Genomic DNA, 12,761 nt, shown 5'->3' on the forward strand with positions numbered 1-12,761 from the left:
AAAATTTCCGGCTTATGTCTGACCAACTTTTAAACAAACGTCCCAAACTCAGCTTTTGGGAGATCTGGAACATGAGTTTTGGATTTCTCGGCATCCAGTTTGGCTTTGCACTTCAAAACGCAAACGTGAGCCGGATCTTTGAAACGCTGGGTGCGAATGTTGACGATATCCCCATTTTATGGATCGCAGCGCCTTTGACTGGTCTCGTGGTTCAACCCATTATAGGTTACTTCAGTGACCGCACCTGGACGCGATTGGGAAGACGTCGGCCGTATTTCTTATTCGGTGCTATCGCAGCATCAGTGGCCTTGGTTATTATGCCAAATTCACCGGTGCTTTGGATTGCAGCAGGTATGCTCTGGATTATGGATGCCTCTATCAATATTTCTATGGAGCCGTTTAGGGCTTTTGTGGGAGACATGCTTCCTTCCGAACAAAGAACCAAAGGTTTTGCAATGCAGAGTTTCTTTATTGGAACCGGAGCCGTGGTAGCATCCGCACTTCCCTGGATCTTAACCAATTGGTTTGGCGTTGCCAATACTGCTCCTGAGGGTATTATACCGCCTTCCGTACGCTGGTCGTTTTACCTTGGCGCCATTGCTTTTATTAGCGCTGTGGTTTGGACGGTATTCAAATCCAAAGAATACTCACCGGAGCAGCTCAAAAAATTTGAGGAAACCGAAAAAGAAGAAATTACCGATGAGAATGCACTTCGTGAAGTTCCAATTGAAGCCGGTGATGGACAAAAGAAGGTTACCTTAGGCGTTGTATTTGCCATCATTGGAGCCGTTACCACCTGGTTAACTTACGAATACGGTTTAGATAAAGAAGTTTATGTTGCTACCGGGGGCTTAACAGTAGTAGGTCTGGTAATGGCCATGGCCGGAATCCTCCAGAAGGCAGGTAAAACCGGTCAGGGCTTAGTGGTTGTAATGCACGATTTTATTCACATGCCCAAAACCATGAAGCAGCTTGCCTTGGTGCAATTCTTTTCCTGGTTTGCTTTGTTTGCCATGTGGATTTACACCACGGCCGGTGTTACCGCACATATTTATGGAACAAGTGATACTACGTCAGCACTCTATAACCAAGGCGCTGATTGGGTTGGAGTGATGTTTGGAGTGTACAATGGGGTAGCTGCAATTGTAGCATTTGGTCTTGCTCCTATGGCCAAATTGCTCAGTCGAAAATGGGTTCATGCCATCTCTCTTATTCTTGGCGGATTAGGCCTGATCTCCATTTACTTTTTCTCTGATCCCGGAATGCTGATCATTTCAATGATAGGGGTGGGAATTGCCTGGGCTTCCATATTAGCCATGCCTTATGCGATATTAGCCGGCTCTATTCCTGCTGAAAAGATGGGATTATATATGGGAATCTTCAATTTCTTTATCGTACTGCCCCAACTTATTGCCGCTACCATTTTGGGTTATGTAACCCGATCCTTTTTTGAGGGAGAAGCCGTGTATGCCTTGGTTTTAGGTGGAATTGTGATGATCATTGCTGCAGCCACCATGTACTTTGTGGATGATGTGGATGCCGATGTTAAACAAGTCTGACCGTTAGCATTAAGGCTCTCAAATGTACTGAACAGATCCATCAGACGGGTTGTCCGTCAGATGGGTTTCTTTTGAATGCTTGCTATCACTTTTCAGCAAAGAAAATTCGAAATGGAAAATGTTGCAACAAATTATTAAATTCGTTGCAACAATAAATAATTTTAGAGCAATGGGTAAGAAAGACAAGAGTAAAAAAGACATTGTATGGTTTGGGATGAAGCTCACTCCCGAAGAAAAAGCCAAGATCAAAATGCTTGCTAAAAAGAAAGGGGTATCCCAAAAAGACTTTATCATGAGCCTTGTGAATGAAGAAATGATAGAATATGAGGTTGAAGTAAAACCCGGTTCAACATTAGAAAAGTTAGAAAAATATGTCGGAATTATAGATGAAGGACCGGCTGATCTCTCAAGCAATCCTAAGTATTTAGAAGACCTTGGAAAAGACAGTTTATCTTGATACCGGGCCCTTGGTTGCTCTTTTTCATAAACGAGATCAATTTCACCCTTGGGTAAAAAAGGTACTAAGTGATCATACATTTAGATTCATAACATGTGAAGCTGTTCTTACGGAAACCCTGTTTGTTTCACAAAATTCACCCAGGGCCGTTGCTGCAATTGCAGGAATGATGGAGAACAATATCCTGGAAATTCAATCTGCCATTACAAAGGATCCTACAGAAGTTCTTGATCTTATGAATAAATATCATGATCAAAATACTTCCTTGGCAGATGTCAGTTTAGTGACTTTGTATAACAATGAACAAGCTCCAATCTTTACAACCGATTCCGATTTTCTGGTCTACAGGGATTCCCGGGGAAACGCGATCGATCTTATCTCACCTTATAAGTCCTGATATGAAAAACATATTCTCAATTTCTTTGTTGCTTCTTCTATGTATTGGTTTGATTTCCTGTTCACCCCAAGACGCAGTTGAACCACAAGAAAATTATGAAGCCTCTGAATGGGCTGAAGGAATTGTGTGGTACCAGATCTTTCCGGAGCGGTTTCGGGATGGCGATCCTACTAATCAACCTGACAGAAAAAGAGCACGCGGACCGGAGGGCTGGCAGCCTACATCATGGACGCAGGATTGGTACCAGCGGGATGCATGGGAAGTAAAAGCCAGCGATGATTTTTATGGCGCTATATATGAGCGCAGATATGGAGGCGACCTTCAGGGTGTGATCGATAAATTGGATTATCTGAAAGAATTAGGAGTGGGAGCGATTTATTTTAATCCCGTTTTTGATGCTCAATCTTTGCACAAGTACGATGCTTCCTTTTATCACCACATAGATCGGAATTTTGGGCCCGATCCGGTTGGGGACGTGAATCAATTTGAAGCAGAAGATCCCGGAAATCCTGAAACCTGGCAGTGGACTTCCGCCGATTCGCTGTTTTTGAAACTGATCGAAGAAGTCCATGCACGTGATTTGAAAGTGGTGATTGATGGCGTTTGGAATCATACCGGAACCGAATTCTGGGCATTTCAGGACTTGGTAAAGAATCAGGAAAATTCACCATACAAAAATTGGTATATCGTGAATGATTATGACAATCCCGCTACCCCCGATACCAATGAATTTGATTACGAAGGCTGGTGGGGCTTTAAAGGCCTCCCGGTATTTCAGGAGCGAAATGAGAACCTCATGAAACCGGTTCGTGAGCACATTTTTGCAGTCACAAAACGTTGGATGGATCCCAATGGAGACGGCGATCCTTCGGATGGAGTGGATGGCTGGCGACTGGATGTAGCTGAAGAAGTGGGCAAAGAATTCTGGAAGGAATGGCATGCTTTGGTTCGTGATGTCAATCCTGAGGCCATTACTGTGGCTGAGATCTGGACAGATAAAGCCAGGGAGTTCATAAATGGAGAACTGTTCACCTCGGTGATGAACTATCGCTTTGCATACGCTGCCAAAGATTTCCTTATTGATGATAAAATTGATACCGATGAGTTTGTTCGTCGTCTGAAACAAGTTCAGCAAGATTATCCTGAAGGAGCCGGGCATGTGCTTCAGAACCTGATGGACAGTCACGATACGGCGAGATTGGCTTCATTCACCGTAAACCCCGGAATTGAATATGAGGGGGAAAGTCACCCAAGAGATGGATTTAAGGTGAGAAAACCCAATGCGGCAGAGCGTCAAATCCAGCGATTGGTGGCAGCATTTCAATTTACGTGGCAGGGGGCGCCTATGATCTATTACGGAACCGAAGCCGGTATGTGGGGTGCCGATGATCCTGATGACCGAAAACCGATGGTTTGGGAAGATCTACAATACGAACCGGAAACACACCATCCTTTCGGCGAAAAATGCCCCGCCGATGAAAACAATTTTGATGCAGAGCTATATCAATACTATCGGTCATTAGCTGAACTTAGAAATAATGAACCCACCTTGGAAAAAGGGACTGCGGAAATAGCAGGTCATGATCCAGGTGAAAAATGGGTAGTATTTAAACGAATATTTGATGGAGAAGAAGTCATCGTGATCTTGAATAGGGCAGAAGAACCTCTTGAAATGGATATGACCGAATGGGTGAAGAAAAGTGAGCTTCAAGATCAATTGACAGGGGATAGGTTTTCAACTTCCGAAGTCATAATAAATCCCGTTTCAGCCCTCATTTTGAAGTAGAATCTTCTCTATCTTTCGACAAAAAATTCTATGCGTCTTAAACAAGAGCAATTTGTGCCTTTCATGATCGCTGTGGGTATCTTAACCATGGGCATCATTGTAGTTTCTTCATTCAGCTTTAACAACAAGCAGATCCGCCAGTTTCGGGAGAATATCGTGGCTTCTGATTCTTTGGCCATTATGCCACTGAAAGTGGTAGGTACAGATTCAACAATTCGAATAAGGGATTTCAATGGACAAAAATCGCTTCTTGTATTTTGGGCAAGTTGGTCTGAAAAATCAGTTTCAATGCTCGATGAGATCGAGTTGCTGCATGCCGGGCAGGATTCTTTGACGGTGATTGCGGCTCTGGTTAAAGATGCCGAGGAATCGCTGAATGAGGTCAAGAAATATCCACATTTCATATATACTGACGGTGTACATTTGTATAATCATTTAAAAGTACCGGGCTTTCCAAGTTATATTCTTTTTGATGAGAACTCAGAGGTTCTCACTTCAAATATCGGGTATGAGAAAGGAATTGGTAATGATTCTTTAGCCGTATTCTTTGAATGAAAATTACCTCCCACATAGTTTTGAATGGTAAACTGATCCGCGCTGATAAAGCAGCCGTAAATCCCTTTAATCGGGGAATGATGTATGGCGACGGCTGCTTTGAGACTTTAAAAAGTTACCCGGGCGGATTTTTGAAATGGGATCAGCATTTTCAGCGGTTACAAGAAGGCCTGGATTACCTGGATATCAACAGGCCGTTTGATTCAAAAGCACTTAAAGATCAGGTGTTGGAATTGCTGAACCTTCACGATCTGAAGAATAAAGAAGCCATGGTTCGCATTCAGTGTTGGAGAGATGGTGGCCGGGGCTATGCTCCCACAACAAGGAACGCCGGCTGGATGATGCAAGCCTCTGAGATCGTTTCGGATGCTACTCCTCAAAAACTCACTGTTGCGAACACCCGCTGTATACCTGAAGCTTCGCTAAGTCGACGCTTCAAGCTTAGCAACGGACTTAATTACATCAAAGCGGCACAGGAGGCAAAGTCAAAGAATGCTGACGATGCGATTATGTTAACTTTGGGGGGGAATGTCAGCGAAACCACCATCTCCAATATTTTTTGGGTCAAGGACTGGAGCATTTTTACCCCCTCTGTTGAATGCGATCTATTGCGCGGGGTGACTCGCTCCATCGTCCTGGATATTTGCAAAAGAATAGGAGTCAGTGTAGTTGAGGGAGCTTTTACTTTAGATAAACTCCATGACGCAGAGGCGGTTTTCACCACTAATTCAATTTCAGAGATCCGTGAGACTCAATCAATAGATGACACCGGATTCCATATCGGACACAAACTTGTTGATCAGCTCAAAGAAGAGTTTGATAAGTACAAGAAAGAAAATCTGAAGCCATGAGCCGTTTCAAGAAAATAACCGACGTTTGGGATTTCTTGAATGAGATTCCCATGTTTCAAAAGTCCGGAGCCTCTGCCTCTAATTTTTCACTGGATAAGATCAATGCTTTTTGTGAATTATTAGGCAACCCACAGGATGAATATCCAACTATCCATGTAGCAGGAACCAACGGAAAAGGCACAACCAGTTACTTGTTGGAGCAGGTGTATGCAGAGGCAGGGTATAAAACAGGATTGTTTACTTCACCCCATCTGATTCGCTATAACGAAAGGGTAAGGGTATGCCGGCAAGAAATCCCCGATTCCGAAATCCTAAGATTTTTTCAGGTTTCAGAACCGTTCTTCGAAAAAATAAAACTCACGTATTTTGAGATAAGTACAGCTCTCGCATTTTGGTATTTCGCCGATCAAAAAGTTGATATTGCAGTAATTGAGACCGGACTAGGGGGACGTTTGGATTCAACTAATATCATAAGCTCCGAAGTTGCAGTTATGACCAGTATTGGGTTGGATCATCAGGATATATTGGGAGATACGAAGGAGAAGATCGCGCGGGAAAAAGCCGGGATCATCAAAAGGAATAAGCCGGTTGTGATCGGCGATATCACCGGGAGTGTTCGAAAAGAAATTAGTGAAGCTGCAAGAAAAATGAACGCCCCTTTGTATGAAGCAAAGCATTTGGATCCAAAATGGGATCAGGGCAATATCAGCTTGAGATCAGGTAAAATGAACCTGAATACCCACTTCAAGGAAAGTGTTAATAAGTGGAATGTAGCAATGGTATATTTGACCATTGAAATTCTTGTTGAAAAATTTCCTGTCAGTCATTCGGTTTTCAAAAAGGCTGTTGAGTTATTTCCCGGAGCGCCCGCAAGATTTGAACGCTTACATACTGAACTTGATTGGTATTTCAGCGGTTCACACAACGAGCAAGCACTGAGATCATCTGTAGAAGCACTGGAAGAGATCGCTCCAAAAGAGGAATGGACACTCATATTCTCGGCTTTGAAAGATAAATGGAACCCACAGATGAAAGAATATTTCAGTGGTTATAAGCAGGCTTACTTTGTAGAACAGCAAGGAGAACGGGCAAAAAGCTACCGGGAAATTCAAAAGGAAATGGATGTTCTTCAATTAGATGAACAGAACTCGAAAATTATTTTAAAGGAATTAAAGACAGCGTTAGTAATTTTTATGGGAAGTTTTTACTTTTATCCCATCGCAAAGCGGTGGACGACAGACGTATCATAATATTATCACTGCTCATTCAATCCTTACCTGATAGAATATCCTTTATTGCTGCTACACTTGCGGCTTGATGTTCACCCCAAATATTCAGTAAGAATCATATTCACAACAGCTACATTTTATGTCAGATAAAGAAACTGCCGGTATTACGGCCGGGGACCTTGAAGCCTTGGAAGGTAAAAAGCTTCACGAATTACAGAAGATCGCAAAATCAATTGGTATAAAGAGAGTTACAGGAGTTCGAAAAGCTCAGTTGGTCGAAGAGATCCAGGCTAAAGCTTCTAAAAAAACCCTTTTTGATAAGCAAGAAAAATCTTCTGAGAAGGAAGAATCTTCTAATGATGATTCTACACAAAAGGAAGAGGAAATGAAAAGCTATGGAAGCCAGAGCCATATTGTTTCCTACAAGAAGAAGGATCAGAAAGAGGATGACAACAAGAAAAAGAACAAAAAACGTCCGCACAGTAAAAAGCAAAAGGGACACGAGCATAATAAACTTCCCGAATCGAATGCGCCGACGCTGGAAGAACGTATTAAAGAATTAGAGCCGGATCTTGGACCTTACCTGTTCAATGAAGGCACGCTTGAGATTCTGCCTGACGGTTACGGCTTCCTGAGATCTGTGAATTATAATTATAAAGCGAGTCCGGATGATATTTATGTATCTCCATCGCAGATTAAACGTTTTCGTTTAAAGCAAGGAGACGTGGTTATTGGGGTGATCCGTCCGCCGAAAGTAGGGGAGCGATATTTTGCATTGCTTCGTATAGAAGGGGTTAATGGGCGCATACCTCATGATATGGACAATCGGCAGGATTTCGAAGACCTGCTTCCCATTCACCCGGATCAGCGATACCGGCTGGAATTTGATCCTAAAGAATATTCAACACGAATGATCGACCTGTTTGCGCCCGTTGGGAAAGGACAGCGTGGTTTGATTGTGGCGCAACCCAAGACCGGTAAGACCACCATCCTACGAAATTTGGCCAATGCCATATCTGCAAATCATCCGGATACAAAGATTTTGATCGTACTGATCGATGAGCGGCCTGAAGAGGTTACCGAAATGGAACGCACGGTTAAAAATGCGGAAGTGGTAGCCTCCACCTTTGATGAAAAGCCTGAAAATCATATTGGCTTGGCTGAGATCGTCTTCGAAAAAGCCAAACGATTGGTGGAAAGTGGACACGATGTGGTTATGCTGATGGATTCCATCACCCGGTTGTCCAGAGCGTACAACGTCACGGCTTCCAACAAAGGCCGAACCATGACGGGTGGTATTGACTCGGAAGCCCTCAAAGCGCCCCGACAGCTCTTCAGTTCGGCTCGTAATATCGAAAATGGTGGCTCCTTGACCATCCTTGCCACAGCCTTGATCGATACCGGCTCGCGCATGGATGATGTGATCTTCGAGGAATTCAAGGGAACGGGTAACATGGAGATCTATCTCGATCGCCGCTTGTCTGATCGTCGCCTGTATCCTGCCATTGATATCTTTAGAAGCGGAACCCGCCGCGAGGAACTGTTGGTTTCTGATGCAGAACGGGAAAAAGTTGTACTGCTCCGCCGTTATCTGACCAATATGAATCCGTATGAAGCCATGGATTTCTTGCTGGATAAGATCAAAGGCACGAAGAATAACGAAGATTTCCTGATCTCGATGAACAAATAGTTTGTCAGTGATCAGGTAACAGTTAGCAGTTAGCAGTGAACAGTGTTCCGTTTTATTCTTTATGGAGTGATGGTTATAAGTCCGGGTGTATTATGTAGGACGCTGCACTCAAGAACTAACTCGCTGCTTACACACTGCGTTGGTTCGTTTTTCCGGTTATATCAAAGAGAGGTTAAGGAAGCACAGATAAAGCAAGATCGCGATCGGTGTCATAATCTGTTTTTCCGGTGTACTTTTTGAATTAAAGTTGGCAAGGGAACTGATCAGAAACATAATTCCCAGCACAGGATAAGCTTCAGGAAGCCAGTGTTGGCCAGTCAGATACATAAGCAGGAGGAATACCGTAAAAGCAAAAATCATCATCGAAAAGAAACTGCCGATTCGCAGATTTTTGGGTAAGATCTTGTGCTCTCCTCCCCACGCATATTTGCCCAACGGATAACCAAGCGCCAGTAAAAGCTGAAAGATACCCAGTAGCGAAGAAAGCAGAAGGCCGATCCAAACCAATGCTTTTGCAAGGTCAAAATATTCGGTGTAAGTCGCATTCAGGATGATATCATCTGCTGAAAACTCCACTTTGCATTCATCGGATGAGAGGTTATAGCGACTTGATGCAATCAAAGTCCTTCCACTGCGGGTATATTCAAGAAGATTTCCGGTATCCAGGGTTTTTGTGACATATTCAGCCGTTTCCCCCTCATTGAACATAGAACAAAGAATTTCGACCTCTTTCTTTGCTTCTGTCCAATACAAAACAAAAGCAGAGAGAGCAGTCAACAATACCACAAAAATTACATTAGATAATATTTTCACTAAGCTGAAATGGAATTTAATGGATTATAAGGAGGTATGATTATTTTTGAGTTTTTATTAAACAAATTAAATAGTACATCGTAATCCCAGAAATTAAAAGTACTTTCTACCTCATTTAAGAATAAGACGGAATACATGAAAAGAATACACCTTATTGAATTTGAAGACCTGTCAGGTTTTCCGCAATGGATACGAAGCTGTATGACCCGGCTGATCATGGTCATGCACAGGTTGATCGGTACCCAAAAGAAAGTAGCAGAGTTATTGAACCGGCTCATTGAACAAACCGGAAAAAAAACGATCGTTGATTATTGTTCAGGAAGTGGGGGACCTATGCCCGGTGTACTTGAATCGCTGAAAACTATCTATGGTAAAGATGATGTAAACCTGATCTTATCAGATTTGTATCCCGATAATGCAGCGATCCAAAAGTTTAATGAGGGAGAGGAAAGTGCGATCAAATACCTTCCGGAGCCCGTTAATGTGATACAAACCAAACTGGATATCAACGGTATTCGAACGATGATTGGCAGCTTTCATCATTTTAGACCCGATGATGCCCGGAATATTCTCAAAGATGCGCAGCACAACAAACAACCAATCTGCATTTTTGAACTGAGTGATAACAGTACTCCTATTTTTCTATGGTGGATTTCAGCGCCAATCAATTTCATCATGGCGTTGTTCATCACTCCATTCGTACGTCCTATGACCTTTCAACAACTCTTTTTTACGTATTTGATTCCCATAATTCCTGTGTTTTTTGCCTGGGACGGTGCCGTTTCTAATGCACGAACGTACACGCAAGATGATTTGAATGAACTGTTGGATGGACTTCCAAAAAATAATTATACCTGGGAATCCGGAAAGTTTGAAGGGAAGACAAATCAAATATATCTGTTAGGCTATCCCGATGAGAAATAGTAGAACCTGCGAGCGTCTGAATGTCCTCGCAGCGTTCGGGCAAAAGGTTCTCATCTTGAACTATCGGGAAGATGCGGATAGTTTTTGTACTTTCTAAACAACCTCGTTAAGTGCCTTAAAAATTTAGCTTATGGAAACGACCATGAAAGCCGCAGTTCATCACCGATATGGAGATGAAAATGCCATACAGTTTGAGCAAGTCGCCCTGAAAAATCCTGAACCAAATGAGGTTGTAGTTCGGGTGAAAGCCGCTACCGTAAACCGAACCGATTGTGCAAATCTCACCGGAAAACCGATCATCATGCATTTGGTGGCAGGGATCGGAAAACCCCGGAATCCGATCACAGGATCCGATTTTGCCGGAATTGTGGAAGCCGTGGGTGAGAAGGTTAGCAAGTTCAAACCAGGAGATCGAGTTGTGGGACTGGATGCTGATCAGTGTTCGTCGCATGCCGAATTTGTGATCATGAAGGAAAACAAAGGTATCTCAAAATTGCCCGATGAAATTGATTTCGGGAAAGCAGCCGCCTCTATGGAGGGTGCCCATTATGCATACAATTTCATCAAACGCATTCCAGACATCTCTGGAAAGAATATATTGGTGAACGGTGCTACGGGAGCTATCGGCTCGGCAGGACTTCAGTTTCTGAAATATCATGGGGCTACGATTACAGCAGTCTGTCGATCAGAGCATGACCATCTTATCCGTGACCTGGGAGCTGATGAAGTGATTCACTACGACAAGGAAGATTTCACTCAAAGTGAAGCCACATTTGATGTGATCTTTGATGCAGTTGGAAAAAGTACATTCGGTAAGTGTCGGCGTATACTGACCAGCCGCGGGATCTATATTTCTTCCGAATTAGGACCTAAGATACAGAATCCGCTCTTGGCACTTGTTACTCCATTTGGTAAAGGTCAGCAGGTGAAGTTTCCGGTTCCCACTGATACCAACAGAAGCATTCAATACATCATGGAGCGATTGAATGATGGTTCTTTTGAACCGCTGATCGACCGGGAATTCTCTTTTCAGGAGATCAGGGATGCCTATCATTATGTGTTGCAGGGGCAGAAGGTGGGGAATGTGGTTTTGAGGTTTGATTAAGTAAACCCTATTCTCTTTCTCTTTCCCTCCGGCACGCCTGCAATACATTTCAAACCTTAGTTGGGCCGCAAGGAAAGAGGACTCCTGTAAGAAAGTATAGTCGGAATGTGATTTTTATTTCGATGGTTAGAACCTGACAATGCTATTCTTCAAGCGTCTCCTTCCTTTCTTCTCGTGACGAAGGTCCATCTTCGTCACGCAGTCCCGGAAGCTCCGGCTTCCTATTCTTTTGGCAAAATTAATAAAGCTTCCTCCCAAACAGCATATCTATAAAAGACTCCCGAACTTCTTCACTCGCATCCCGATAAGTCCCAAATTCCACGTGAGTATTCGGCTGAGTGGTATCAATTTCAATACCCCAAAGTGGAGCATTGGTGGTTGGAAGCATGGAATACCGCCCGTCGCCGATCACATTTTTGTGATCAGGATGCTGGATGAGAACGCCTTCCGAGAGGTCCGAAAAACGTTGAATATCCTGATAGAGCACGCTTCCCTCAAATTGGGAATACGCATCTTTCCATTGTAAGAGTGGGGCAGATGTTCCCTCCAACACCACCGGCTCGGCGAAGGGGAGAGATTGTAAGCCAAAGCTGTAGAGGGAATCATCCGTGGTATAACGAATGCTCCAAAGGATTTGGTTGGCGATGGTCGATTTGACGATGAGCTGTTGGATCTGATGATTCTTAGAGTCTGCAATTTCCTGAGCTATACGAACCCCTTTTTGTTGCTGCGTGAAGGCAAAGAGCAGATAACCGATCGCCCAGGCTAAGGCAAACCATGTGTACAATTTCTCTCTTTTGTAGAAAGCAATTCCCGTGAAAAGAATCACGCCCAGCGTAAAAAACGGATCAAAGACAGAAATAATATCCATTGAATAGCGCTCGGAGCTGAACGGCCAGAATAAGAGTACGCCGTAGCTTGTGATCAGGTCCATGAGTCCCGCCGTGGCATAACCGGCCAAACTAAACAGGTAGGTTTGTTTTAGGGTGAGATACTTTTTCACGAACCAGTAACTCAATAGCGTAGCGACCAAAGCTCCAACCGGAATGAAAAATAGCGAATGGGTAAACTGCCGGTGCATTTCCAGGTTCAGCAGGGGATCGGAAGCGCTGGCAATGAATACGTCGAGATCGGCGAGTAGGGCGGAACCTAATCCCACGATGGCCGCTGCCCGAAAGGATTTTTTCTTCGCGAATGATTGGGAGGCGGTGGCGCCGATGAGTCCGTGGGTGACGGGGTCCATGTTTATTTGGTTTTAAAATGAGCCGTTAAAGTAAATGGGGAATATGGAAATAGAAACAGCTTTTTCAGTTCAAAACATTTCGAAAGCTATTTCTGCAACTGGTTGATCTGGTTTTATGACCAGTTTTTGAAATATACTTTAGTCAGTGTTGA

12 protein-coding genes are annotated in these 12,761 nt (G+C 43.6%); 10 read left to right on the top strand and 2 right to left on the bottom strand.

The annotated features are described in order from the left end of the window. Positions 1-14: 14 nt before the first annotated feature. From B151_RS0103065 to rho, 8 genes are all read left to right on the top strand, one after another. Positions 15-1,559, top strand: a complete 1,545-nt coding sequence (locus B151_RS0103065) for an MFS transporter (protein WP_020402130.1) — start codon at positions 15-17, stop codon at positions 1,557-1,559. Positions 1,560-1,677: 118 nt separating this feature from the next. Continuing rightward, positions 1,678-2,016 carry a hypothetical protein gene (locus tag B151_RS0103070; protein ID WP_157470655.1) on the top strand — a complete coding sequence of 113 codons (339 nt, stop codon included), beginning with the start codon at positions 1,678-1,680 and terminating at the stop codon, positions 2,014-2,016. Then, on the top strand, positions 1,994-2,413 hold the full coding sequence (locus B151_RS0103075) for a type II toxin-antitoxin system VapC family toxin (RefSeq protein WP_020402132.1): 420 nt from the start codon (positions 1,994-1,996) through the stop codon (positions 2,411-2,413). Before B151_RS0103070 ends, B151_RS0103075 begins: the two co-directional genes overlap by 23 nt. A gap of 1 nt (position 2,414) precedes the next feature. Continuing rightward, complete coding sequence (locus B151_RS0103080; protein WP_020402133.1) at positions 2,415-4,199, top strand: glycoside hydrolase family 13 protein; 1,785 nt, start codon at positions 2,415-2,417, stop codon at positions 4,197-4,199. 30 nt (positions 4,200-4,229) lie between these two features. Then, entirely contained in the window at positions 4,230-4,754 is a 525-nt protein-coding gene (locus tag B151_RS0103085) for a TlpA family protein disulfide reductase (RefSeq protein WP_020402134.1), read from the top strand. Continuing rightward, entirely contained in the window at positions 4,751-5,605 is an 855-nt protein-coding gene (locus B151_RS0103090; protein WP_020402135.1) for an aminotransferase class IV, read from the top strand. The genes B151_RS0103085 and B151_RS0103090 overlap by 4 nt, the downstream gene beginning before the upstream one ends. Further along, positions 5,602-6,855, top strand: a complete 1,254-nt coding sequence (locus tag B151_RS0103095; protein WP_020402136.1) for a bifunctional folylpolyglutamate synthase/dihydrofolate synthase — start codon at positions 5,602-5,604, stop codon at positions 6,853-6,855. The genes B151_RS0103090 and B151_RS0103095 overlap by 4 nt, the downstream gene beginning before the upstream one ends. Before the next feature lie 118 nt (positions 6,856-6,973). Further along, entirely contained in the window at positions 6,974-8,524 is a 1,551-nt protein-coding gene (rho, locus tag B151_RS0103100; protein WP_020402137.1) for a transcription termination factor Rho, read from the top strand. Between the two features lie 156 nt (positions 8,525-8,680). Here rho and B151_RS19990 read toward each other — a convergent pair whose 3' ends face one another. After that, entirely contained in the window at positions 8,681-9,337 is a 657-nt protein-coding gene (locus tag B151_RS19990) for a hypothetical protein (protein WP_051069693.1), read from the bottom strand. A 135-nt stretch (positions 9,338-9,472) separates the two neighbouring features. Here B151_RS19990 and B151_RS0103115 point away from each other — a divergent pair, with 135 nt between their 5' ends. Continuing rightward, on the top strand, positions 9,473-10,261 hold the full coding sequence (locus B151_RS0103115; RefSeq protein WP_020402139.1) for a hypothetical protein: 789 nt from the start codon (positions 9,473-9,475) through the stop codon (positions 10,259-10,261). Between the two features lie 130 nt (positions 10,262-10,391). Continuing rightward, on the top strand, positions 10,392-11,366 hold the full coding sequence (locus B151_RS0103120; RefSeq protein WP_020402140.1) for an NAD(P)-dependent alcohol dehydrogenase: 975 nt from the start codon (positions 10,392-10,394) through the stop codon (positions 11,364-11,366). A gap of 238 nt (positions 11,367-11,604) precedes the next feature. Here the strand turns inward: B151_RS0103120 and B151_RS0103125 are convergent, their stop codons facing one another. Beyond that, entirely contained in the window at positions 11,605-12,609 is a 1,005-nt protein-coding gene (locus B151_RS0103125) for a metal-dependent hydrolase (RefSeq protein ID WP_020402141.1), read from the bottom strand. Between the last annotated feature and the right edge of the window lie 152 nt (positions 12,610-12,761).

It is taken from the genome of Gracilimonas tropica DSM 19535, from assembly GCF_000375425.1.
GTDB classification, from domain to species: domain Bacteria; phylum Bacteroidota; class Rhodothermia; order Balneolales; family Balneolaceae; genus Gracilimonas; species Gracilimonas tropica.